We start from the raw sequence: 24,567 nt of genomic DNA, 5'->3' as shown, positions 1-24,567 counted from the left end.
CCTGTCCTGCTTCCACGTTCGCTCCCCCAATACCTTCGCTCCTCAAAGCGTAGGAGGACTCGGATGGTCGGGTCGGAAGGAAAAGCGCAGGAGTGAAGAAGGATTTCAACGCTCGGGATTGGCAATCTCAAAACGGACGCGGGTGACCTGATGCCTGTTGTTGCCGCCAGTTGTGGGTGTCACCGCCGTACACCTGCGCAACCTCCACGAGGTATCCGGAACCCGTGTTCATCGCCTGGACGTCTCGCCGCGGCCCTGCGCCGCAAAAGGCCGCGGCGAGCCAGCAAGCGAGCCAGCAAGCGCGCTAGCGTCCGCCGACCAGGTGCCCTCCCTGAATGACGGCATCGATGGATGCCTCGGGGTCGGCGAGGACCGTGACGTCGTCGAGGGGGTTCTCGTTCACGATCAGCAGGTCCGCGAAGGCACCGGCGGTGATGACGCCCAGTTTGCCCTCGAGCCCGATCAGTTCCGCTGCTGTGAGCGTCGCCGAGCGCAGGACCTCCTGCGCCGTCTGTACCTGGGCACGGATGCGGAATTCGGAACTCTGGTGGATCTGCATCGCGCCCAGGAGATCCGAACCGAAGACGATCTTCACGCCACCCTTGTTGGCCCGGTCCAGTGCCTCGAGTCCGGCGTGCAGCACGGTGTCCACCTTCTCGCGGCTGGCAGCGGGAAGGCCTGCCGCCTCCCCGTCGGCCTTCAGCCGCTCGTACGTGATGAGGGTGGGCACGAGGAACGCGCCCTTCTCGACGAACAGGCGGACGCTTTCGTCGTCGATCAGGTTTCCGTGCTCGATGCACTTCACCCCGAGTCGGAGCCCGCGGTTCACGGCCCGCGCTGTGTAGGCGTGCCCACAGACGTAGCGGTTGGAGCCTTCGGCCTCCTCGACGACGGCGAGGATCTCGCTCTCCGAGAACTGGGTGGAGTCCACGCGATCCGTGGGAGAGGCCACTCCCCCGGACAGCATGATCTTGATGTGATGGGCACCGGTGCGGAGCTGGTCCCGCGCGGCCTTGCGGACGGCGTCGACGCCGTCGCACACGACGCCGATGGAGGGGCAGCACTGGTGCGGGTCGATGAGGCTCGCCCCCATGGACCGCATGTCCCCGTGTCCGCCGGACTGGGACAGCGCCTTGCCGCCGAAGATGACCCGGGGGCCCTCGAAAAGACCCTCCTCCACGGCCATCGCGACGCCGAAGTCGGCACCGGCGACGTCGCGCACCGTCGTGAACCCGCGGTGCAGCATCGCCTTCATGTTGCGGGCCGTATGCGCTGCGACGTAGGTGGGCGACCATTCGGCCATGGCACCGAGGTCCGCTGTCGCCGCCGTGACGTGGACATGCCCGTCGATAAGCCCGGGCATCACGTACTTGCCGCCGGCGTCGATCGTCTCTCCCGCCACGCGATCCGCAGGCACCTCGGCTGTCGGGCCGACCCAGGAAATAATGCCGTCCTCCACCAGGATGCTCTGATCCGGTGTTGCACTCCCGTCCGCGATGTCGAGGACCGTTGCGTTGGTGATGTGCAAATGTTGGGTCCCGGGCATGGTGCTCCTCGATCGACGATGTGGCGTGCGCCTCAGTCGATCATCACAACATCAAGGCTCGAATGCAACAATCATTGCAACACCAAAGGAGCGGCATGCAGCAGATCGCGGAGTGGTTCGACGGCCTGGCCCTTGGCCGCAAGGCGAGTCCCGGGATCGACGCGGTGCTGTCGATCCTGCGCAGCGACACCGGACGCGCATCCTTCATGTCCACCCAGGACCTTGCGACACGGGCCAACGTCAACGTGGCCACGGTGGTGCGTGCAGCACAGTTCCTCGGCTTCTCCGGCTGGTCCGCGTTGAAGTCCGAACTCCGCCACCGCTACCTTGCTTCCCTCACCGCGGAGAAGTTGCTGACCGAGCGGGCAGCGGCACCCTCAGGGCTCGCGAGCAGCTCTGTCTCCAACGATGTGAACAACCTGTCGCGCCTGTCGCACAGCATCGACTCCCAGCAGGTCGCCCGCGCGGCCGCCATCATCGGATCAGCCGAAAGGACGATCGTCCTGTCCACCGGCAGCTACGCAGCGGCCGGATTCCAGCTCGCACACGTCGGTCAGTGGATGGGACGCGACGTCGAGCTCCACACCGCGTCCGGGACCGCCCTGGTCAACCGCCTGCGCATGCTCCGACCCGGTGACTGCCTGGTGAGCTGCAACCTGTGGCGGGCAAGCAAGTTCGTCCTCGAAGTGGTGCGGGTCGCAGCCCGGCGCGGAATCCGGATCGTGGCGATCGCCGACCGGCAGACGGCCATCACGGACCTGGCCGAGGAGGCCCTGCTGGTTTCGAGCGAGGGCACCACCTTCATGCCTTCGATCATCGGTGCCGTCGCGACGGTGCAGGCGCTCCTCGCGGAACTGTCCGTGATCGATCCCGCGCGGACCATGGCCGCGCTGCAGGACACCGAAGGTCTGTGGGGCGAGCTCGACCTCGTGGATCCTGCCTGAGGACGGACCGGGTGCCTGCTCGGGCATGTTTCAGTTGCATGAAGTATTGCAACAGCTATTGCAAAGCGACCTGGATCACAGCAGACTGCTCTGAAGCACCGGCGTCCCGGCCGTGCTTCAGTGAGAGGTTCCCCATGCAACCCGTTCACGTCCTCATCCTCGTGGGCTATATCGTGCTCATGGTCCTGATCGGGGCCTGGTTCAGTCGCAGGAAGAACGTATCCAGCGGTGACGACTTCATCCTGGCGGGCAGGTCCCTCCCAGCACCGGTGCTGGCCGGCACGCTGCTGGCGACCTTCGTCGGTTCCGGGTCGATCATCGGAGGTGCGAGTTTCGTCTACACCTACGGTCCCGTCGCCGGCATCTTCTTCTTCGCCGGCACCGTGGTCGGGATCGTCTGCCTCTACTTCATGGCCACGAAGGTCCGCCGGCTTTCGCACCACACGATTCCCGAGATGCTCGAGGTGCGCTTCGGGAAACCCGTCCGCGTCATCGCCACGGTGATCATCCTCGTGGCCTTCGTCGGCATCACGGCGTACCAGTTCACCGGTGCCGGCACCATTCTCAGCATCATCACTCCCCTCAGCCCCGCACAGGGCACGATCGTCGCCGCTCTGCTGATCACGTTCCTGGCCCTGGGTGGCGGATTGAAATCTGTAGCCTGGACCGACTTCATCTCGGTCATCGTCATCGTGGTCGCCCTTGTCGGCACACTCGCCGTGGTGTTCATCACCGATGTCGGCGGGATCGGCGGATACGTGGACCGCCTCGACCCGGCTCTCGCCTCGCTGACCGGCACGCTCACACCTGTGCAGCTCCTCGGATACTTCCTCCCCCTGTTCCTGCTCATTCTCGGCGACCAGAACATGCACCAGCGCCTGGCCGCCGGCCGCGACGAGGGAACCGCGCGCAAGGCGACGATCGGCTTCTTCGGTGGTGCCATCCTCCTCCTGGGCACCATCATCCTGCTGGCATCGTCGTCGTCATTCCTCCTGCCCGACATCGAGCCCGGCCAGGCCATCCTCGGAATCGCCGGCACCGACCTCGTCCCCCTCGGTATCGGCGGACTCCTGCTCGCCGGCGCCTTCGCACTGATCGTCACCACGGGCTCGTCCTACCTGCTGACCTGCTCCGGGAACATCGTCTACGACCTGGTGTTCCAGCGCCGCGGCAGCTCGAAGGACTCACGGAAGGCGCTGAAGCTCGGACGCTGGGCGGTTCTCGCCGTCACCGTCTTCGCCTACGTTCTCGGCCAGTTCTTCCCGAGCGTCCTCGCGCTCCAGATGTATGCCTACACGATGTACGGAGTGGCGATCACCCCCGTAGTCCTCGCCGCTCTGTTCTGGAAGCGCGCCACCTCGTGGGGCGCCATCGCCGGCATGGTGGTCGGCGGCATCGCGACGGTGGTGTGGGAATCTACAGGCCGGTCCGCCGAGATCAACGCCGTCGTCGTCGCGCTTCCCCTCGCGGTGTCCGCACTGGTGATCGTCAGCCTGGTCACGCCCCGGGCGGCAGCGCACGACGACGACGCAACGGATAGCCGCCTGCCCTCCCCCGCGGGAGAGACGACGGCGCACTAGCGTCTCCTCCGACTCGTCCCCGGCACGCCCCGCAATCAGCGACACCACGCGGAGAGCCTTGATCGGAGAAGTGGGCCGACAAGAAGGCGAAGACCTCCACGAAGAGCACGGGCGAGTAAGCAGTTCTCGCCGCACCGAAGGAGCCGGACCCACGGGTCCGGCTCCTTTCGTCAACCGGTTCTGCGGGGTCCGCTAGGTCGATGAGCTAGCGGGCGGCGAGCATTTTCGCCCGGCGACTGGCGAGGACCTGCGCCGTGATCACGATGGCCAGGGCGAGGACGAACATCGCGGAGCCGATCACGTTCGCCTGCGCCGGGATACCCCGAGTCGCGGCGACGTAGACGAACTTGGGGAACGTATCCACGTTGCCCGAGTTGAAGTTCGTGATGATGAAGTCGTCGAAACTGATGGCGAATGCCAGCAGCGCGGCGGCCACGATGCCGGGCAGCAGCAGCGGGAAGGTCACCCGCCAGAAGGCCTGGAGCGGCGACGCGTAGAGATCCGAGGCGGCCTCCTCGAGGTTCGGATCGAGGCTTGCAACCCGGGCCTTCACGGTGACCACCACGAACGAGATGCAGAACATCGAGTGGGCGATGATGATGGTGCCCATGCCCAGGCTCGCACCGACGTTCAGGAACTGCGCCAGCAACGAGGCCCCCAGCACCACCTCCGGCGTCGCCAGCGGCAGGAAGATGAGCATGTTCGCCGTCGCGTTGAACTTGAACCGGTACCGCACGAGTCCGACGGCGATCGCCGTGCCGAGGATTGTGGCGATGACGGTGGCGGTCGCACCGATGCGCAGACTGTTGGCCAGCGATTCGCAGACCGCCGGCGCCCCGCAGGGGTTTCGCCAGTTGTCCAGGGTGAACCCCTGCCAGGTGAGGTTGGCCCGGCCGGCGTCGTTGAAGGAATAGGCGAAGACGTAGGCGATGGGGACCAGGAGGAAGACGAAGGCCGAGCCGCCGATGACGGGGATGAGCCAGCGCCCGATAGTGTGCCGCATGCCGCCTCCTCAGATGATTTCTTTGGTGCCGACGCGCCGGACGTAGCGGATCACCAGGAACAGGATGATCAGCATCAGGACGAAGGACAGGGCGGACGCGGCGGGGTAATCCACGACCCGGAAGAAGAGCGCGTCGATGACCTGACCGATCATGGTGGTGTCCTGGTTGTTGCCCAGGAGGGCGGCGTTGATGTAGTCGCCGCTGGCCGGGATGAAGGTCAGCAGCGTTCCGGCGATCACCCCGGGCAGGGACAGCGGCAGGGTCACCGTCCGGAAGGTCGTGATCGGACTGGCGTAGAGATCGTTGCCTGCCTCGATCAGCCGGGTGTCGAGCCGCTCCAGGTTGGCGTAGATCGGCAGGGTCATGAACGGCAGGAAGTTGTACGTCAGCCCGCACACCACGGCGAAGGCGGTCGCCGTCAGCCGCCCGTCCTCGGGGACCAGGCTGAGCGCCTGCAGGACCGCCACCACCGGCCCCTCATCGGCGAGGATCTGCTTCCAGGCCTGGGTGCGCAGGATGAAGCTGGTGAAGAACGGCGCGATGATCAGCACCAGCAGGATGCCCTGCAGAAGCCTGTGCCCCCGCAGCCGCACCGCCACCAGGTAGGCCATGGGATAACCGATCAGCAGCGCCGCGACGGTGGCGATCAACGCGAACCCGAAGGAGCGCAGGAACTCGGACCAGTAGCGGCCCAGCACATCCGTGTAGTTGCTGAACTGCAGCGCCGGCGCGAACTGGCCGATGTCGGCTCCGGGCGGCTTGGTGTACAGCGAGGTGGCAAGCAGCGAGAAGACCGGCAGCACGAAGAACAGCAGCATGAAGACGAAGCCGGGCAGGATCAGCAGGTAGCCCACCCGCCCGCGGCGCCTGTCCGCCCTGGTTTCCTCGGTGCCGCGCACGTCCTTGGGTGCCTTCGACCGCACTTTCTTCGGCTCGGCGTCGAGCACTGCCATCAGCCGTCGTCCTCTCCTGCGCCTGCGAGGACGTCCTCGTCCCCGTCGAGACCGAACGCATGGTCGCCATCCCAGTTCAGCACGACGTCGTCACCGGGGCGGGCCCTCTGGACCCCGTGGTTCTGGCTGAACACGCCCATCCGGCCCACGCCCGGCACCTCGACCACGTACTCGGTGCTGACCCCGGTGAAGGCGGCCTCGATAACGCGCCCGGGCAGCGAGTTGAGGGCACCGGTTCGTGCCTCCTCCGGCAGGAGCATCGTGAGCTTCTCGGGCCGGATCCCCACCAGGGCCTTGCCCTGGTGGCTGGTGGCGCGTTCCTTGAGCAGGATCAACCGGTGGCCGTTGGTCGCGACCACGATGGCGTCGCCGCGGTCCTCGACGATCTCGCCGAGGAGCAGGTTGGATTTCCCGAGGAAGTTGGCCACGAACGCCGTCCGCGGCAGCTCATACAGATCCTGCGGTGCGCCCAGTTGTTCCACGTGGCCGCCATTCATCACAGCCACGGTGTCCGCCATGGTCATGGCTTCCTCCTGGTCGTGCGTCACGTGGACGAAGGTCAGCCCGACCTCCGTCTGGATCGCCTTCAGCTCGGACTGCATCTGGCGGCGCAGCTTCATGTCCAGTGCACCGAGCGGCTCATCGAGCAGCAGCACGGCGGGCTGATTGACGATCGCTCGGGCCAGCGCGACGCGCTGCTGCTGGCCGCCGGAGAGCTGAGCAGGACGGCGGGAGGCCAGGTGCGCCAGTTCCACCAGTTCCAGGGCCTCCCTGGCCCGTTTCCGGGCGTCCTTGACCTTGCGGCGCTTGAGCCCGAAGGACACGTTGTCCAGCACATCCATGTGCGGGAACAATGCGTAGTTCTGGAAGACGGTATTCACCGGCCGTTCGTGCGCACTGCTGCTGGTGATGTCCTTGCCGCCGATGCTGATGGTTCCCGACGTCGGCTGCTCCAGGCCGGCCACCATGCGGAGAGTCGTCGTCTTGCCGCAGCCGGAGGGGCCGAGCAGGGCGAAGAACGATCCGGCCGGGATTGTCAGATCCAGCTGATCGACCGCAACGAAATCGCCGAACCGCTTGGTGATCGAGCTGAGTGTCAGGTCCGCACCGCTGGGCGCCGCGTCGGAGGTCGGCGATTCAACTCTCACCTGCGCCTGGGTCATCAGATGCCGATCGCCTTCTGGAACTCGTTCGTGTATTCGGTCTCCTCGTCGGCCGAGAGTGCCCGGATGACCTGGACGTTGGAGAGATACTCGTCGGTCGGGAAGATCAACGGGTTGTCGACCAGGCTCGGGTCGATGGCTTCCATTGCCTCGCGGGCACCTTCGACCGGGCAGATGTAGTTGACGTAGGCCGCGACGGTGGCCGCATTCTCCGGCTCGTAGTAGAAGTTCATCAGCGCCTCGGCGTTGGCCTTGTGGGTGGCGCCGACGGGGACCATCATGTTGTCGGACCAGAGGGCGCCGCCGGCTTCGGGAATGGCGAACTCCCACTTGTCGCCCTCCTCGAAGTTCAGCTGTGTGATGTCTCCGGACCAGCCGATCACGGCGAGCGCGTCGCCGGAGATGAGGTCCTGCTTGTAGGAGTTGCCCTTGACCTGGCGGATCTGGCCGCTGGCGATCTGCGCCTGCAGGACGTCGAGTGCATTCGCGAACTCGTCGCTACCCCAGTCGCCTTCGATGTCCACGCCGTTCTCCAGCATGAGCAGCCCCATGGTGTCCCGCATTTCATCCAGCACCTCCACGCGGCCCTTGAGCTCGGGCTTCCACAGGTCCGAGACGTTCTTCAGCCCGCCGGGAATGGCTTCCCTGTTCCAGGCGATGCCGGCGAAACCGGACTGCCAGGTGAGCGAGTTCTTGCGGCCCGGGTCGAAGTCCACCGTCTGCAGATTCGGGAGCAGGTTCTGCAGGTTCGGGATGTTGTCGTGGTTCAGTTCCTGGGTGTAGCCGAGCCGGATCATCCTGCCGGCCATCCAGTCGGTGAGGGTGATGATGTCCTGGCCGATGTCCTGGCCGGCGTCGAGTTGTGCCTGCACCTTGCCGAAGTAGGTGTCGTTGCCGTCGATGTCCTCGGAATAGGCCACATCGATGCCCGTCGCGGCCGTGAAGGCATCGAGCGAGGGGTAGGTCTGGGCGTCCTCGTCGTAGTCCAGGTACAGGGTCCAGTTGGCCCAGTTCACCAGCTTCTCGCTGTCGGAGAGATCCTCCACAGCCGGGGCGGTGCCGGCAGCGGTTCCCCCCGAACCTCCCGTGCCGCAGGCGGCCAGCATCCCTGCCAGGCCGAGCCCGCCCGCACCGGCCAGCATCCTGCGCCGTGACATCTGGGTTGAGACCAGACGACGCAGGTTCGGGTCCTCGGGCAGGCGCTTCGACATGGCTACTCCTGATTGACCTATGCGGTTGTGTGTCGATGACACTTCCAGACGCGGCCTACCAGAACAAGGGTTCGGTTGTAAAATCCGTGTTTCACCACCGAAAGTGCAGCGGACCCGGACAGTTACTGCGTATTCCGCAGGTGAAGGGGTTGCGCCGCCTGTACGGGCCGGTTTCAATGACTACACCGGCGGACCAGCCGCCAGTCAGGACCACCGGGAGGTGGATGCGTTTGATCGTGCAGCCGGGAATCACGTCCGCACCTCCGGTCAACGGCGTCGTCGACGAGGTGTCGAAGGCCATCATCGAGCAGCTGCAGGAAGACGGGCGGAGATCCTATGCCGCCATCGGCAAAGCGGTGGGGTTGTCCGAAGCGGCGGTGCGCCAGCGGGTGCAGAAGCTGACGGACAGCGGCATCATGCAGGTGGTTGCCGTCACCGACCCGCTGCAGCTGGGGTTCTCCCGCCAGGCCATGCTCGGTATCCGGGCGGACGCGGATCTGCTTCCGGTGGCTGACCTGATCTCGGCTTTCGAGCAGGTGGATTACTGCGTGGTGACAGCCGGGTCCTTCGACATCCTGGCCGAGGTCATCTGCGCGAACGACCACGACGTCCTGCGGATCGTCAACGAGATCCGCGGCGTACCCGGTGTCGTCAGCACCGAAACGTTCATGTACCTCTCATTGCGCAAGCAGGAATACAACTGGGGAACCCGATGACACAGACAGCCACGTCCCGAACGTTCACCACACCGCGCGGAAACGACCGCCAGCAGGCGGCACGGGACCACCTGTGGATGCACATGGCGCGCCACGGCGACCTCGTGGGCGGGGGAACCGTGCCGGTCATCACCCGCGGCGAAGGGCACCTCCTCTACGACGATCAGGGCCACGAACTGATCGATGGATTGTCCGGACTCTTCGTGGTGCAGGTCGGCCACGGACGCGAGGAACTGGCGCAGGCCGCGGCCCGGCAGGCCAGGGAACTGGCCTTCATGCCGCTGTGGTCCTACGCTCATCCGGCCGCGATCGACCTGGCCGAACGCCTCGCCCACTACGCCCCCGGGGACCTGAACCGCGTCTTCTTCACCACCGGCGGCGGCGAGGCGGTGGAAAGCGCCTGGAAGCTGGCGAAGAACTACTTCAAGCTCACGGGCAAGCCGAACAAGACCAAAGTGATCTCCCGGTCCGTCGCGTATCACGGCACCCCCCAGGGGGCATTGTCGATCACGGGCATTCCCGATATGAAGGCCCCGTTCGAGCCGCTGGTTCCCGGCGCCTTCCGTGTCCCGAACACCAACCAGTATCGGGCTCCCGCCGGCCTGGAGGATCCCGAGGCGTTCGGCCGCTGGGCGGCGGACCGGATCGGCGAAGCCATCGAATTCGAGGGCCCGGACACGGTTGCCGCGGTGTTCCTCGAACCGGTGCAGAATTCCGGTGGATGCTTTCCGCCGCCTCCGGGCTACTTCAGGCGAGTGCGCGAGATCTGCGACGAGTTCGACGTGCTGCTGGTCTCCGACGAGGTCATCTGCGCTTTCGGCCGGATCGGCTCGATGTTCGCCTCGGAGGACTTCGGCTATGTGCCGGACATGATCACCTGCGCCAAGGGGATGACCAGCGGCTACTCCCCCCTCGGCGCCATGATCGCCTCCGACCGCCTGTTCGAGCCGTTCAAGCATGGCGACACCACCTTCTACCACGGCTACACCTTCGGCGGGCACCCGGTGTCGGCCGCCGTCGCCATGGCCAACCTGGACATCTTCGAGCGCGAGGGCCTGAACGACCGCGTCAAGCAGAACGCGCCGGCCTTCCGATCGACCCTGGAGAAGCTCCTGGATCTACCCATCGTCGGCGATGTACGTGGCGAGGGGTACTTCTATGGGATCGAGTTGGTCAAGGACAAGAAGACCAAGGAGACGTTCACCGCCGAGGAGTCCGAACGCCTGCTGCGCGGCTACCTCTCCCCTGCCCTGTTCGACGCCGGCCTGTACTGCCGGGCCGACGACCGCGGCGACCCCGTCATCCAGCTCGCGCCGCCCCTGACCGTCGGGCAGCAGGAATTCGACCAGATCGAGGGGATCCTTCGCTCGGTGCTGGTCGAGGGCCTGAACCACCTGTAGGAGCGGCGCGCTCCTGCCGCTGGACACGGTGGATCAACAGCGCCACGTGAAGCGAGGTGCGGGACTCGGCGTCGTCGAGCCGCACGCCGAGCCGCTCCTCCAGCTTCGCCAGCCGGGCGTACAGTGTCGGCCTGCTCAGGTAGCTCGTGCGCGCCAGTTCCGACTTGTTGCCGCCGCTCTCCAGGTACTGCTGCAGCAGGTCCAGGTCACCGCCGTCGCCCGTCGCCGACGCGCCCTCCAGCAGCCCGGCCAGTTCCGCCTCCACGAAGGTCTCCACGCGTGGATCGTGGCGCAGCAGCGAGAGCAGACCGCGCAACCGGACGTCCGCGGAGCGGTAGAACCGCCGGCTTCCGCGCCGCAGCGTGCTTGCTGCCTCTGCCACCTGCGCCGCCTCGTCCAGCCCTGCCGCTGAATGCAGCAGTCCCGGGTGGGAACGGCCGACGCCGACGGTCCAGGTCAGCTCCTGACTGCCGGCGGCGGCCCGCTCGAGCAACTCCCCAACCACCCGTTCGAGCAGCGAATCCTCGAGCTGCCGGGCCGGCAGTGCGAGCAGCACGGCCACCGAGCCCGTCTGCAGACTCGCCGCGAGCGCGGAGCTCTGCGACGAGGCGAGCACGCCGGTGACCAGCTCCAGCAGTGCACGTTCGCGCCGCTGCAGGGCGATCGGTTCAGGACCGGTGGTCCGGTCCAGCCGCAGCACGATCGGCACGTACGACGGCGCCGCCCGCAGGCCGAGCGCGCCGGCCCGGGCCAGCGCATCGGTTTCCGTCAGGAAGCGCGGCTGCCGCAGTTCGTGGAGCAGACCGGCCTGCGCCTGCTGGCCGAGGCCGCGCTGATCACGCTCGGCCATCCGGTTGATGGACAGTGCCTGGCCGGCCCGCTCGAGCACCATGGCGGTCTCGCCGTCGTCGTCGGAAGGAAACGGAACGACCAGTCGGCCCCAGCGCTGCCCGCGCAGGCCCACCGGGGTCTGCAGCCAGCCCTCGGCTCCGGCGCGGACTGTCTCCTCACGGAAGTGGGTGGCCCGGGAGCGCCCTTCCCACTCGCGCAGCAGCTCCCCGGCGGGCACGTCCGCGGCAGCGAAAGCGACCACCAGGTGTGACAGGTCCTCGAGGACCACCGGTGCGCCCAGCAGCTGGGCGGTGCGGGACACGATCTCGCCGGCCTCGGCGCTCTCCAGACTCAGCACCGTGAAGACCTCGTGGACGTGCCGGGCCTGCTCCACCTGTTCCAGCTGGGCGGCCACGATGAGACGGTGCACCACCTCGGTCACCTCGACGAAGCGCACCCGCCGGGGCACGAGCACCACCGGGAGGAGGGCCGTAGTGGCCGCTTCGCGCAGCGCGGCCCGGGCTTCGGGCCGGTCGTCGGTGATCTCGACGACGACGCCGGCGGCGCCGAGTGCTGCCAGCCCGGCCAGGTAGCCGCGGGCATCGCGCGCCGATCGTCCGAAGGCAAGCCCTGTGGTGAGGACGAGTTCACCACCCTCGAGCAGCCCGGACAGGCTCTTCAATTCGGCGACATGGACCCAGCGGACGCGATTCTGCAGCCGGTCCTTGCCGGCGAGTACTTCCGGCAGACCGGCCCGAACCACGGGCAGCTGAAGGATCCGTTCCACACTCAGGTGCATTGACAGAGTGTAAGCCGGTACGAGGATTTCCTGACGGTCTGCCAATGCAACCCCGGAAGCGGTGGCGCGATGATGGGGAGCAACCATCCACAGCACCAGGAGCGCGCCCATGCAGACCACGCAGCACTGGATCAACGGCGGTTACACGGCCGCGTCCGGCGACGGCCGGGTTGCGGACGTGACCAACCCGGCCACCGGCAAGGTGTCCTCCCGGGTAGCTCTGGCAAGCCCCGCGCGCGTCGACGAGGCCGTCGCCGCGGCCGTTGCGGCGTTCCCGGCCTGGCGGGACACCTCGCTGGCACGGCGCGTGCAGATCATGTTCCTCTTCCGGGAGCTGCTCAATGCCCGCAAGGGCGAACTGGCCGCGATCATCACGGCCGAACACGGCAAGGTACTCGATGACGCCCTGGGCGAGGTGGGCCGGGGACAGGAGGTCGTGGAGTTCGCCTGCGGGATCCCGTACCTGCTCAAGGGCGGCTACACCGAGAACGCCTCCTCCAGGGTCGACGTCCACTCGCTGCGCCAGCCGCTCGGGCCGGTAGCCATCATCTCGCCCTTCAACTTCCCGGCCATGGTGCCGATGTGGTTCTTCCCGGTCGCCATCGCCACCGGCAACACCGTGGTGATCAAGCCCAGCGAGAAGGATCCGACCGCTCTGAACTGGATGGCCGAGCTGTGGAAGGAAGCCGGTCTGCCGGACGGCGTCTTCAATGTGGTGCACGGCGACAAGGAAGCCGTGGACAGACTGCTGGACCACCAGGACATTAAGTCCATCTCCTTCGTCGGCTCGACCCCCATCGCGCAGTACGTCTACCGGAGGGGAACGGCCGCGGGTAAGCGGGTGCAGGCCCTGGGCGGCGCCAAGAATCACATGATCGTGCTTCCCGACGCGGACCTGGATCTCGCGGCCGACGCCGCCGTCAATGCCGGATTCGGCTCCGCCGGTGAACGCTGCATGGCCATCTCGGCGCTGGTCGCCGTCGGCGGGATCGCCGATGAACTGGTGGAGAAGATTGCCGAGCGCGCCGCCACATTGCGGGTCGGGGACGGCTTGCGCGGCACGGACATGGGACCGCTGGTCACCCATGAGCACCGCAGCAGGGTGGCCGGCTACATCGACGCCGGCGAGGCGGACGGGGCCACCGTGGTGGTGGACGGACGGACGGTGGAGGCCGACTCCGAAGGTGACGGGTTCTTCCTCGGCCCGACTCTCTTCGACCACGTCACCCCGGAGATGTCGATCTACACGGACGAGATCTTCGGACCGGTCCTGTCCGTGGTGCGCACCGGGACCTACGACGATGCCCTGGCGCTGATCAATGCGAACCGTTACGGCAACGGCACCGCGATCTTCACCAACGACGGCGGCGCCGCCCGCCGCTTCCAGAACGAAGTGGAAGTGGGCATGATCGGCATCAACGTACCGATCCCCGTACCCATGGCCTACTACTCCTTCGGCGGGTGGAAGAACTCACTCTTCGGCGACAGCCATGCCCACGGCAGTGAGGGCGTCCAGTTCTTCACCCGCGGCAAGGTGGTCACAACCCGCTGGCTGGACCCCAGCCACGGTGGGCTCAACCTCGGCTTTCCACGCAACGCCTGACCGGCCCGCTGAACCAGCCGTCGTCGTTCCTTCGAAGGAGAATCCCATGACCGTCGCACCCGGGACGCGCGTCAGCGACACGGAGCTGGCCGCGGGCCGGCGCGCTTACGAGCTGGACCGCAAGCACGTCTTCCACTCCTGGTCGGCCCAGGAACTGATTACGCCGATGACCGTCACCCGGGCTGAAGGCTCCTACGTCTGGGACGGCGAGGGGAACCGCCTGCTCGACTTCTCCTCGCAGCTGGTGAACACCAACATCGGTCATCAGCACCCGAAGGTGATCGCCGCCATCCAGGAGCAGGCGGCGAGACTGTGTACGATCGCGCCACAGTTCGTCAACGGAGCACGCTCCGAGGCGGCCCGGCTGATCGCGGAGCTGACGCCGGGAGATCTCGACAGGATTTTCTTCACCAACGGCGGTGCGGACGCGATCGAGCATGCGGTCCGGATGGCGCGGCTGCACACCGGCCGGTACAAGATCCTCTCGGCCTACCGCTCGTACCACGGCGGAACCGCGCTCGCCGTCAATGTCACCGGGGACCCGCGCCGGGTGCCCAACGACTACGGCACTGCGGGGACGGTGCATTTCCATGCGCCGTTCCTCTACCGCACGCAGTTCCATGCCTCGACGCCGGAGGAGGAGAGCCAGCGGGCCCTGGCTCACCTCGAGACGACCATCGAACTGGAGGGCGCGTCGAACATCGCGGCCATCGTGCTCGAGTCCATCCCGGGCACCGCCGGCATCATGGTGCCGCCGCCCGAATACCTGAAGGGTGTGCGGGAACTGGCAACGCGCTACGGCATCGTGTTCATCGCCGATGAGGTGATGGCCGGTTTCGGGCGCTCCGGCAGATGGTTCGCGGTCGATCATTTCGACGTGGTGCCGGACCTGCTCGCCTTCGCCAAAGGAGTCAACTCCGGCTATGTGCCGCTCGGCGGTGTCGCCATCTCGGCGGAGATCTACGCGACCTTCGCGGAACGTGCCTATCCGGGCGGCCTGACCTACTCCGGGCACCCGCTGGCCACCGCCGCGGCGGTGGCCACCATCAACGCCATGAAGGACGAGGCGATGGTGGAGCATGCCGCGGCCCTGGGCGAGACGGTTCTCGGCCCTGGTCTGGCCAGGCTCGCGGAGCGGCACCCGTCCGTGGGTGAGGTGCGCGGCCTGGGTGCTTTCTGGGCTGTCGAACTCGTGAAGAACAGGCAGACGCGGGAACCGCTGGCTGCGTACGGCGGGTCCAGCCCCGAGATGAACGAGGTGCTCGCGGCCTGCAGGGCCGGCGGCCTGCTCCCGTTCGCGAACTTCAACCGTATTCATGCGGTGCCACCCCTGAACACCACCGCCGAGGATGCACGCGCGGGCCTGGCCGTCCTGGATGAGGCGTTGTCCGTCGCCGACCGTTTCACCGAGAACTGACCTACTGTCCGAGCCCCTCCAGTCCCGCAGCCTCCGCCGGCTCCCGGTACGCCGCGGCCAGACTCGCCACCGTGTGGTGCGCGTTCAGCCCGCTCGGGTTCGGCACCACCCACAGCTCCGCCCCGCCGATCGTCTCGCGCTGGAGCCCGACTGCAGCCTTCGGCCTGTCGAAGCCGAGCCGGTAGGCGGTGATCCCCGCCACCGCCACCACGCGCGGGCCTGCGTCGGCAACCCTGCTGGCGAGCCGGGCGGCGCCGTCGCGCAGCTCGTCGGTACTGAGCTCGTCGGCACGGGCCGTCGCCCGGGAGACGACGTTGGAGATGCCGACACCGCGGGACAGCAGATGGCGCCGATCCGCGTCGGTCATTCCGTCCCCGGCCCGGATCAGGTATTCGGTGATGCCGGCGGCAGCGAGCGCAGGATAGAAGCGGTTCCCGGGGCGGGCGAAATGCGACCGGCTCGCCGCGGCCCACAGGCTCGGGTTGATTCCTACGAAGAGCAGGCGCAGGTCCGGGCCGATCAGGTCCGGAAGGACGGCATCCTGATAGCTCAGCAGCTCAGCACGCGTGAAACCCACACTGTCAGTCTTCCACGGTCGCCGGGATCCGCGCCGCGACGCCGTCGAGCAGCAGTTCCAGCGCGAACGCGAAGTTCACCTCGTCGTCGACGGCGGCCATCTCGGTCGCGAACGCGACGGCGTTGGGGAACCGCTTCGGCGACGCTGCCGCGTACTCGGCGGCCCAGGCTGCGTCGTCCCGAGCTGACTGCTCGCCGAGCGACTTGATGCCGGCGCTGAACCCCGTCCATGCCAGCATGAAGTCCGCGCACGCCCGGTACACGCGCACAGCATCGGCGTCGCTGAACCCCGCGCCCCGCAACGTGGCGAGCATGGTGTCGATGAAGGTCATTTCCGCCTCCTGCCGGGTGACCCGGACGGAAGCGAGGACCGCGATCTGCGGATGCGCCAGGTAGGCCCGGCGGCCCCGGGTGATCAGCTCCCGCACAGTGTCCCGCCAGTGGTCCGACGGCGTGAAGTCCCGTAGCGCTTCGGCGATCAGCCTGTCGGCGAGCGCGAGCATCAGCTCGTCCTTGTCCCTGAAGTGCCGGTACAGCGCCGTCGGATCCGCTCCCAGCGCGCGACCTATCCGGCGGAAGGTCAGGGCGCCGTCGCCCTCCTCGTCCACGAGCTGCAGGCACACATCGATGATCCCGCCGCGCGTCAGTCCCTGTGCACGCTGCCGCCCGTCCCTGGTGCCGGCAGGCGCCGACGGCGTGCCGCGCTCCCTCACCGATGCCTCCCGGAACTAACCATCGGACCATCATGCGGACCGCCCGCTCGAAAAGTCAACGCCGTTGACAGATGACCCGGCGTCGAGTTCGATGAAGCCAATGATCACTGCCGCAGCGCCTGAACTGCCGCGTCCTCCCGCCGGAACGGGGGCCCGACGTGAGCGCTGACGTAGTGTTCTTCTCCGGCCGGATCTTCGACGGGCAGCAGGTGCACCCGACGGCGACGGCCGTCGCCGTCACCGGGAACCGGATCACCGCCGTGGGAGCCGATGAGGAGATCCTGGCTGCGGCCGGCAACGCGGTGGAGATCGACCTGGCCGGCCGGCTGCTGACGCCCGGGTTCACCGACGCCCACGTCCACCCGGCGATCAGCGGACTGGAGCGGCTCTCCTGCGACCTCTCCGGGCTCAGCCAGGGCGCCGTCCTTGCCGCCATCCGGGCCTACGCCGCGGGCAGCGACAAGCCGTGGATCACCGGCGGTGGCTGGCACGGCTCCGACTTTCCCGGCGGCTGCCCGACCAGCGCCCTGCTCGACGCCGTCGTTCCCGACCGGCCCGCCTACCTCGTCAACGCCGACCATCACGGCGCATGGGTCAACTCGAGGGCGCTGGAACTCGCCGGAATCGATGCGCGCACTCCCGACCCCGCCGACGGGCGGATCGAGCGCAGCGCTGACGGCTCCCCCGCCGGGACGCTGCATGAGGGCGCGATGGACCTGGTCAACCGACGTGTGCCGCCGGCGACGGCGGAGGAGTTCCGGGAGAGCCTGCTCGAGTCCCAGCGTTACCTGCATTCGCTCGGCGTCACCGGCTGGCAGGAGGCGATCCTGGGCGACTACGCCGGCTACGGCGACCCGGGTGCCGCCTACCGCGACCTCACTGCCGAGGGATTGCTGACCGGCAGGGCCACGGGCGCGCTCTGGGTTCCGCGCACCACCACCGCTGACACCATCGACGCCCTGGTCGCCGACTTCCGGGAACGCCGGCGGCTCAACGCCGACGCCGGGTTCGCCACCGTGAGCGCGAAGATCATGGTCGACGGCGTCGCGGAGAATTTCACGGCCGCGATGGTGGACCCGTACCTGCGCCCCTGCCGCTGTGCGCAGACCGGCGCCACCGGTGGCGGCAGCGAGGGCAGGAGGTCCGATGACGGCCGGGGCCTGATGTACCTGCCCCAGAACGTGCTGAACCTGGTCGCCGCGGCGCTCGACGCGGCCGGTTTCGATCTGCACCTGCACGTGATCGGCGACCGCGCGGTGCGCGGCGGGCTCGACGCCGTCGACTACGCCCGCCGGGTGAACGGCCGCGGCGGCTCCGGCACCGGTGCCGGCGGCGGGCGCCACCACCTGGCGCACATCCAGCTGATCCAGCCGCAGGACGTACCCCGCTTCGCGGCACTGGACGTCACAGCCAATGCCCAGGCGCTGTGGGCCTGCAACGACGATCAGATGACCGAACTGACCGTGCCGTTCCTCGGGGAGGAGCGCGCCGGCCGGCAGTATCCGTTCGGCTCACTCCTCGCCGCCGGCGCGCGCCTGGCCATGGGTTCGGACTGGCCCGTCTCCACGCCGGATCCGTGGCAGGCGATCCATGTCGCCGTCAACCGCAGCCATCCGGACTTCCCGGACGCGCCGGCGCTGATCCCCGCCGAAGCAGTGGATCTTCGGGCGGCGCTGGCGGCGTACACCTCGGGCTCGGCCTGGCTGAACCGGTTCGACGACGGCGGCACGATCACCCCCGGCAAGCTGGCGGACCTGGTGGTGCTGAGCACCGACCCGTTCCACCTCGACCCCGGCGAGCTGCACACCGTTCGCGCCGACCTCACCTTCGTGGACGGTCGGCCGGTGCACAGCCGCGACCGCCAGGAGTCAGTGACATGAGCCCCAGCACCACCTACGACGACGCCGAACGGCAGGTTCCGACGGCCAGGACCGCCGCTGCTCTGGCCGATGCCTCCACCGAACCGTACTGGCTCGACGATCCCGCCCGCCCGGACGCCCTGCCCGCCCTGGCCGGCGACGCGACCACGGATCTTGCCGTGGTGGGCGGCGGCTACACCGGCCTGTGGACGGCGTTGATGGCCAAGGAACGTGACCCGCACCGGCGTGTGGTGCTGCTCGAGGCCCGCCGGATCGGTTGGGCCGCCTCCGGCCGGAACGGCGGATTCTGCGAAGCCAGCCTCACCCACGGGGAATCCAACGGGGAACGGCACCTGCCCGGAGAAGCCGCACGGCTCGCCGAGCTGGGCCAGGAGAACCTGCGGCAGATCGCCGAGACCATCGAGCGTTACGGCATCGACTGCGGCTTCGAATGGACCGGCACGCTCTCCGTCGCCACCGAGGATCACCAGGTTGCATGGCTGGCCGCCGAGGAGGACAAGGACCCGGACGTGGTCTTCCTCGACCAGGAGGCCGTGCGCAAGGAGGTCCGCTCCCCCCTGTATCGCGCCGGTCTCTGGGACAGGAAGGGCACCGCGATGCTCAATCCGGCCCGCCTCGCCTGGGGCCTGCAGCGCGCGGCCCTGGCCGCCGGCGTCGAGATCCATGAGCACACCCCCGTGCGCGGACTCAAGGCCACCGCAAGCGCAGTGCGGCTGACCACCGACGGCGGCACCCTCACGGCAGAGCGGGTCGCACTCGCCACCAACGTCTTTCCGTCGCTGCTCAAACGCACTCGTCTGCACACCGTCCCGGTGTACGACTTCGCGCTGATGACCGAGCCGCTGACGGCGCAGCACCTGCAGTCCATCGGGTGGCACAACCGACAGGGGCTGGCGGATATGAACAACCGCTTCCATTACTACCGGCTCGCCACGGACCCGCAGGGCAGGGACCGGATCCTCTTCGGCGGATATGACGCCGTCTACCACTTCGGCCGGACCATGAAGCCTGAGTACCTGCAGCGGCCGGAGACCTTCACGCGTCTGGCGGCACATTTCTACGCCACCTTCCCGCAGCTCAACGGCGTCAGATTCACGCATACCTGGGGCGGGGCCATCGACACCTGCAGCCGGTTCTTCTCCTTCTTCACCACCGCGCACGGCGGCCGCGTGGCGTATGCGGCCGGCTACACCGGCCTCGGCGTCGGTGCCACCCGCTTCGGCGCGAACGTGATGCTGGATCTGCTCGCCGGCACCCCGACCGAGCGGACCGAGCTGCAGATGGTCGGGAAGAAACCACTGCCGTTCCCACCCGAGCCGCTCGCATGGCTCGGAATCAAGGTGACAACCGCCGCGATGGTGCGGGCCGACCGCAGCCGCGGCCGCCGCGGGCTGTGGCTGAAGATCATGGACAAGCTCGGGATGGGCTTCGATTCCTGATGGCCGCCGAGCAATCCCCACGGCGCCCTGCCCCACGACAGTCCGACCCCGCAGCACGGAGTATTGGAGTTCAGATGCATCAGTTCATCGACGGCGACTACCGAGAAGGTTCCGGAGAAGAAGCCAAGCGCATCAACCCCGCCACCGGGGAGACCGCCGAAGTGATCCGCTACGCCGGCCCCGACGACGTCGACACCGCCGTCGCCGCCGCCAAACGCGCCTTCGGCACCTGGTCCCGGCTGGCCCCGGCCGGACGTTCGGAGGCCATGCTCGAACTCGCCGCGGAACTGGAGTCGCGCGCGGACCAGCTCGCCGACCTCGAGACCGCGCAGACCGGCAAGTCGATCCGCATGTCGACCGGGTTCGACGTCCCCGGCACCATCGACAACACCTCCTTCTTCGCCGGCGCCGCCCGGCAGCTGCAGGGCCTGGCCGCCGGCGAGTATGCGGCGGACCAGACCTCGATGGTCCGCCGGGAACCCATCGGCGTCGTGGGGTCCATCGCCCCGTGGAACTATCCGCTGCAGATGGCCGGCTGGAAGATCCTCCCCGCCATCGCCGTCGGCAACACCATCGTGCTCAAGCCGTCGGAGCTCACTCCGGGCACCTCGCTGATCTTCGCCGAAGCGGCCAAGGCGGCAGGCATCCCCGACGGCGTGATCAACATCGTCACGGGCACCGGTAGAGTCGCCGGCGAACACCTGGTGCGGCACCGCGACGTCGTCATGACCTCCTTCACCGGGTCCACCGCCGTCGGCCGGCGCATCATGGCGATGGCCGCCGAATCCGCCAAGAGGGTGCACCTGGAGCTCGGCGGCAAGGCCGCGTTCCTGGTCTTCGACGATGCCGACGTCGAGGCCGCTGCGCACGGCGCGGTGGCCGGCTCCATCATCAACGGCGGCCAGGACTGCACCGCAGCCACCCGCGCCTACGTCCAGCGCCCCCTCTTCGAGGCCTTCACCCAGCGGGTCGCCGAACTCATGGAGCAGGTGGTGCTCGGGGACCCGACACTGGACGGCACCGATCTCGGCTCGCTGATCACGCACGCGCACCGGGACAAGGTGGCCGGCTTCGTGGAGCGTGCCCGCGGGTACGGCGCCCGGATCCTCTGCGGTGGAGAGGCACCCGGCGGGGACCTCGCCGCCGGCGCCTTCTACCGACCGACCCTGGTCGTGGGTGCCGCGCAGGACTCGGAGATCGTCCAGGACGAGGTTTTCGGGCCGGTACTCACCGCACTGCCCTTCGACTCCGACGACGAGGGCCTCGCCCTGGCCAATGACACCCGGTACGGCCTGGCCGCTTCCGCGTGGACGCACGATCTGGGCCGGTCGCTGCGTGCGAGTGCCGAGATCCAGGCCGGCTGCGTGTGGATCAATGAGCACATTCCGATGATTTCCGAGATGCCCCACGGCGGGTACAAGGCCTCGGGCTTCGGCAAGGACATGTCGATCTACTCGCTGGAGGACTACACCAACGTCAAGCACGTGCTGATGAGCCGGGACCGGACAGCCCACAAGGAGTGGCAGGACACCGTCTTCCGCGTGAAGCCCTGACCATCCAAGGAGTCACCGTGACCACCAACGGGAACGTATCTTTCTGGTATGCCGAATCCGGCCTCCCTGTCAGCAGGACCGCCCTCGACGGTGATATCACGGCTGACATCGCCATTGTCGGCGCAGGCTACACCGGGCTCTGGACTGCGTACTACCTCAAGCGGGCCCGTCCCGATCTGCGGATCGCCGTCCTCGAAAGCCGCTTCGCCGGCTTCGGCGCATCCGGCCGGAACGGCGGCTGGTTGACCAACAGCATCACGGGTGGCCGCGGCTCCTATGTGAAAAGCCATGGGCGAGCAGCCGTCGGTCGGTTCCAGACGCTGTTGAACGACACCGTGGATGAAGTGGTGTCGGTGGCAGGTGACGAGGGAATCGAGGCGGACTTCCACAAAGGGGGCGAACTCGGTGTGGCGCGCAATCCGGCACAACTGTGCAGGTTGCGGGCCCTCGCCGCCGCCGAAGCGCAGTGGCCGGAGTCAGGAGCGATGCTGCTGTCGAAGCAGGAGACCCAGGACCGGGTGAACATCGCCGGGACCCTGGGAGGTCTCCACCACCAGCATGCCGCCAGGATTCATCCCGCCAAACTGGTGCGAGGACTGGCGCGGACGGTAGAAGCCCTGGGGGTGCGCATCTATGAGGACACCGCGGTGACGGAGATTTCGCCGCGACTGGCCAGGACGGACAAAGGAGACGTGCGAGCGACCTACGTCCTGCGCGCCACCGAAGGCTTCACGGCGAATCTCAAGGGGTCGCATCGGGAGTGGTTGCCGATGAATTCGTCCATGATCGCTACAGAGCCCCTCAGCAACGAGGTGTGGGCAGACATCGGCTGGGACAACTTCGATGTGGTCGGGGACATGGCCCATGCCTACATGTACGCGCAGAGGACCGCGGACGATCGGATCGCCATCGGTGGCCGCGGAGTGCCCTACCGTTTCGGGTCCAGGACGGATTCCGACGGTGCGACCCAGGCCGGAACGATTCGGAAACTGACCGCGATCCTGCACGACATGTTCCCTGCGACCCGCGACTCCCGGATCGACCATGCCTGGGCCGGCGTGCTCGGCGTACCGCGTGACTGGAAGGCAACCGTAGGACTGGACCTCACCACAGGTCTCGGCTGGGCGGGCGGATATGTAGGTACCGGTGTGACAGCAGCAAACCTGGCTGGTCGGACCTTGCGGGACCTCGTGCTGGAGTCGGACAGTGAGCTGGCGAGGATGCCGTGGGTCAACCGCAAAGTCCGCAGATGGGAGATGGAACCGGTGCGTTGGATCGCGGTCAAGGCGCTCTATGAGGCCTATTACGCGGCAGACCGAGCCGAGAACAGCCGGCTGCAGTCGACGTCCCGGATCGCCAGGGCAGCGGATCTGATCTCTGGACGTGCCTGATCCACGACCCACCTAGGCCGTCGGTATCGATCGCCGTCGTCGTCCTCGGCAGCAACCGCTAGAACACGATCACGCTGCGTGCCCGCTCGCCCCGGCGCATCGCGTCGAAGGCCTCGTTGACGGCGCACTGTGAGCACTACGCCCGCGTCACCTTCTGCGTCCCTGCGAGCACCTGGAAGGACTCCGACAGGCTGGAGGTCGCCACCGGATCTGTGCGGTCCGACAGCACGTACCAGTCCATCCGCACGCCCTGCGGGCGGACCTCCAGGACCGAGTACCCGTGGGAGTCGAAGTCGAGGTACTTCACGTGCGGGTTGTTCGTCCGGAACCGGGCCTCGACGGACAGGGAGGCGGTGCGCGGCGGCACCCCGAGGATGTCGTCGAGGTTGTCACTGGTGACGGACGTGCACACCAGCTCCGTCCCTACCGATGCACCCGTGACCGGATAGGTCTTCCGGTCGGCCGGCAGGTCGCATGCCCAGCCCGAGTGGATGTCACCGGTCAGGAACACGGTGTCGGTGATCCTGTTGTCGCCCAGGTGCCGCAGCACGCGCGACTGGTCGGCGGTGTAGCCGTCCCACTGGTCGATGTTGTACGGCACGCCGTCGAGGGTCGCGGAGCCCATCAGCTTCTCCATTCCCTCCACGGCCGTGGAGGGGAGTGTGGGCGGGAAAAGGACGGGCGTGATCATGACCGGATTCCCGACGAGCTTCCACTGAGCCTGCTGTGTCGACAGCCCGTCGAGGAGCCACTCCATCTGCGCCTCGCCCGTGATGCTCCGGTCCGGACTGCCGATGGAAGGATCCGTGGTGGACGGCGCCTGCTGGTCCCGGTAGGAGCGGAGGTCCAGCATCGAGATGCTCGCCAGCGACCCGAACGCCAGCCGGCGGTAGAGTTTCCCGCCGGCCTCGTACCGCACCGGCATCCACTCGGCGTAGGCCTGCATCGCGGCCGCGCGCCGGTCCGCCCAGGCGCCTTCCGCCCCCTCCGTGTGGTTCTCGGCGCCACCCTTCCAGGCGTCGTTCGTCGACTCGTGGTCGTCCCACGTCACCACGAAGGGAACCGCGGCGTGCAGGGCCTGCAGGTCGGCGTCCTCCTTGTACTGGGCGTGCCGACGCCGGTAGTGCTCGAGGGTCGTCATCTCCACGGCCGGGTCATGGGGACGGACGACGACGTCGCGTGCCTGGTATTCCCCGGGCGCGTACTCGTAGAGGTAGTCGCCCAGGTGCAGCACGAGGTCGAGGTCGCCGCGCGCGGCCAGGTGCCGGTAGGACGAGAACCAGCCCGCCTGGAGGTTGGCGCAGGACACGACGCCCACCCGCAGCAGATCGACGACGGCACCCTCCGCGGGAGCCGTACGGGTCCGCCCGACCGGCGACTGGTCCCTGCCGCTCGTGAAGCGGTACCAATAGCTCGTGGCAGGCTGCAGCCCGCGCACGTCCACCTTGACGGTGTGGTCCCGCTCGGGGCCGGTCTTCGTGGTGCCGCGCGCCACGATGCGGCGGAAGTCCGCCGTCGTCGACACCTCCCAACCCACCGGTACCGCCGGGCCCTTGCCCGAGCCGGGCTTCGCATCCCGGGCCGGCGTGATCCTGGTCCACAGCAGGACGCCGTCCGGCACGGGATCACCGGAGGCGACACCATGGCCGAAGGTGCCGGTGGCGGCCACGGCCGGGCTGGTACGGGCAGTGGCGACAGGGGCGACGGCCGCCCCGGCGACGGCGAGGACACCGGTTGCGGTCAGGACGGTGCGGCGGGTCATGGAGGTCATAGGTCGATCTAAGCGCGGTGCTGCGCTCCCTGATGGCCGTGGGCACGTTCCTGGCGGAGAATTCGCCCGACGTTCAC

Annotated in this window: 19 protein-coding genes; 10 read left to right on the top strand and 9 right to left on the bottom strand. The window is 67.7% G+C overall.

The annotated features are described in order from the left end of the window. Positions 1–304: 304 nt before the first annotated feature. A complete protein-coding gene (locus AC4D2C_RS11985) occupies positions 305–1,546 on the bottom strand; it encodes a metal-dependent hydrolase family protein (RefSeq protein WP_490915108.1) in 1,242 nt (413 codons plus the stop codon). A gap of 95 nt (positions 1,547–1,641) precedes the next feature. Between AC4D2C_RS11985 and AC4D2C_RS11980 the strand changes: the two genes are divergently transcribed. Next, positions 1,642–2,490: a MurR/RpiR family transcriptional regulator gene (locus AC4D2C_RS11980; RefSeq protein WP_490915107.1), complete on the top strand. Its 849-nt coding sequence runs from the start codon at positions 1,642–1,644 to the stop codon at positions 2,488–2,490. Between the two features lie 134 nt (positions 2,491–2,624). Continuing rightward, complete coding sequence (locus AC4D2C_RS11975; RefSeq protein ID WP_490915105.1) at positions 2,625–4,070, top strand: sodium:solute symporter family protein; 1,446 nt, start codon at positions 2,625–2,627, stop codon at positions 4,068–4,070. 205 nt (positions 4,071–4,275) lie between these two features. On the opposite strand, the gene AC4D2C_RS11970 is transcribed toward AC4D2C_RS11975, so the two are convergent. From AC4D2C_RS11970 to AC4D2C_RS11955, 4 genes are read right to left on the bottom strand one after another with little or no spacing between them, the layout of a single operon-like run. Then, positions 4,276–5,073 (bottom strand): ABC transporter permease, encoded by a 798-nt coding sequence (locus AC4D2C_RS11970; RefSeq protein ID WP_490905389.1) that lies wholly within the window; start codon positions 5,071–5,073, stop codon positions 4,276–4,278. Between the two features lie 9 nt (positions 5,074–5,082). Further along, entirely contained in the window at positions 5,083–6,027 is a 945-nt protein-coding gene (locus tag AC4D2C_RS11965) for an ABC transporter permease (RefSeq protein WP_490915104.1), read from the bottom strand. Continuing rightward, complete coding sequence (locus AC4D2C_RS11960) at positions 6,027–7,190, bottom strand: ABC transporter ATP-binding protein (RefSeq protein WP_490915102.1); 1,164 nt, start codon at positions 7,188–7,190, stop codon at positions 6,027–6,029. The genes AC4D2C_RS11965 and AC4D2C_RS11960 overlap by 1 nt, the downstream gene beginning before the upstream one ends. Then, positions 7,190–8,401 carry a polyamine ABC transporter substrate-binding protein gene (locus AC4D2C_RS11955; protein WP_490915101.1) on the bottom strand — a complete coding sequence of 404 codons (1,212 nt, stop codon included), beginning with the start codon at positions 8,399–8,401 and terminating at the stop codon, positions 7,190–7,192. The genes AC4D2C_RS11960 and AC4D2C_RS11955 overlap by 1 nt, the downstream gene beginning before the upstream one ends. A gap of 224 nt (positions 8,402–8,625) precedes the next feature. Between AC4D2C_RS11955 and AC4D2C_RS11950 the strand changes: the two genes are divergently transcribed. Beyond that, positions 8,626–9,117: an Lrp/AsnC family transcriptional regulator gene (locus AC4D2C_RS11950; RefSeq protein WP_490915274.1), complete on the top strand. Its 492-nt coding sequence runs from the start codon at positions 8,626–8,628 to the stop codon at positions 9,115–9,117. Next, positions 9,114–10,517, top strand: a complete 1,404-nt coding sequence (locus AC4D2C_RS11945) for an aspartate aminotransferase family protein (RefSeq protein ID WP_490915099.1) — start codon at positions 9,114–9,116, stop codon at positions 10,515–10,517. The genes AC4D2C_RS11950 and AC4D2C_RS11945 overlap by 4 nt, the downstream gene beginning before the upstream one ends. On the opposite strand, the gene AC4D2C_RS11940 is transcribed toward AC4D2C_RS11945, so the two are convergent. Continuing rightward, positions 10,417–12,147, bottom strand: coding sequence for a PucR family transcriptional regulator (locus AC4D2C_RS11940; protein WP_490915097.1), 1,731 nt, complete (start codon positions 12,145–12,147; stop codon positions 10,417–10,419). The two genes, AC4D2C_RS11945 and AC4D2C_RS11940, sit on opposite strands and share 101 nt — an antisense overlap. 109 nt (positions 12,148–12,256) lie before the next feature. On the opposite strand from AC4D2C_RS11940, the gene AC4D2C_RS11935 reads away from it, so the two are divergent. Both AC4D2C_RS11935 and AC4D2C_RS11930 read left to right on the top strand, forming a co-directional pair. Next, positions 12,257–13,750 carry a CoA-acylating methylmalonate-semialdehyde dehydrogenase gene (locus AC4D2C_RS11935; protein ID WP_490915095.1) on the top strand — a complete coding sequence of 498 codons (1,494 nt, stop codon included), beginning with the start codon at positions 12,257–12,259 and terminating at the stop codon, positions 13,748–13,750. A 46-nt stretch (positions 13,751–13,796) separates the two neighbouring features. Next, positions 13,797–15,167: an aspartate aminotransferase family protein gene (locus tag AC4D2C_RS11930; protein WP_490915093.1), complete on the top strand. Its 1,371-nt coding sequence runs from the start codon at positions 13,797–13,799 to the stop codon at positions 15,165–15,167. Between the two features lies 1 nt (position 15,168). On the opposite strand, the gene AC4D2C_RS11925 is transcribed toward AC4D2C_RS11930, so the two are convergent. Together AC4D2C_RS11925 and AC4D2C_RS11920 are read right to left on the bottom strand one after the other, a co-directional pair. Further along, positions 15,169–15,744 (bottom strand): mismatch-specific DNA-glycosylase, encoded by a 576-nt coding sequence (locus AC4D2C_RS11925; RefSeq protein WP_490915091.1) that lies wholly within the window; start codon positions 15,742–15,744, stop codon positions 15,169–15,171. Positions 15,745–15,748: 4 nt separating this feature from the next. Then, a complete protein-coding gene (locus AC4D2C_RS11920; protein ID WP_490915090.1) occupies positions 15,749–16,456 on the bottom strand; it encodes a TetR/AcrR family transcriptional regulator in 708 nt (235 codons plus the stop codon). Positions 16,457–16,614: 158 nt separating this feature from the next. Between AC4D2C_RS11920 and AC4D2C_RS11915 the strand changes: the two genes are divergently transcribed. The 4 genes from AC4D2C_RS11915 to AC4D2C_RS11900 all read left to right on the top strand — a co-directional run bounded on the left by AC4D2C_RS11915 (position 16,615) and on the right by AC4D2C_RS11900 (position 22,719). Continuing rightward, entirely contained in the window at positions 16,615–18,336 is a 1,722-nt protein-coding gene (locus AC4D2C_RS11915; protein WP_490915089.1) for an amidohydrolase, read from the top strand. Then, the gene (locus AC4D2C_RS11910) at positions 18,333–19,775 is read left to right on the top strand and encodes an NAD(P)/FAD-dependent oxidoreductase (protein WP_490915088.1); all 1,443 of its coding nucleotides are present in this window, start codon (positions 18,333–18,335) and stop codon (positions 19,773–19,775) included. The genes AC4D2C_RS11915 and AC4D2C_RS11910 overlap by 4 nt, the downstream gene beginning before the upstream one ends. Before the next feature lie 74 nt (positions 19,776–19,849). Then, complete coding sequence (locus tag AC4D2C_RS11905) at positions 19,850–21,328, top strand: gamma-aminobutyraldehyde dehydrogenase (protein WP_490915087.1); 1,479 nt, start codon at positions 19,850–19,852, stop codon at positions 21,326–21,328. A 17-nt stretch (positions 21,329–21,345) separates the two neighbouring features. Further along, positions 21,346–22,719 (top strand): NAD(P)/FAD-dependent oxidoreductase, encoded by a 1,374-nt coding sequence (locus AC4D2C_RS11900; RefSeq protein ID WP_490915086.1) that lies wholly within the window; start codon positions 21,346–21,348, stop codon positions 22,717–22,719. 136 nt (positions 22,720–22,855) lie between these two features. Here AC4D2C_RS11900 and AC4D2C_RS11895 read toward each other — a convergent pair whose 3' ends face one another. Then, complete coding sequence (locus AC4D2C_RS11895; protein WP_490915085.1) at positions 22,856–24,490, bottom strand: alkaline phosphatase D family protein; 1,635 nt, start codon at positions 24,488–24,490, stop codon at positions 22,856–22,858. Positions 24,491–24,567: the final 77 nt, after the last annotated feature.

Source organism: Arthrobacter sp. TJ-240 (assembly GCF_058269195.1).
This window is presented reverse-complemented; position numbering and strand designations above follow the sequence as displayed.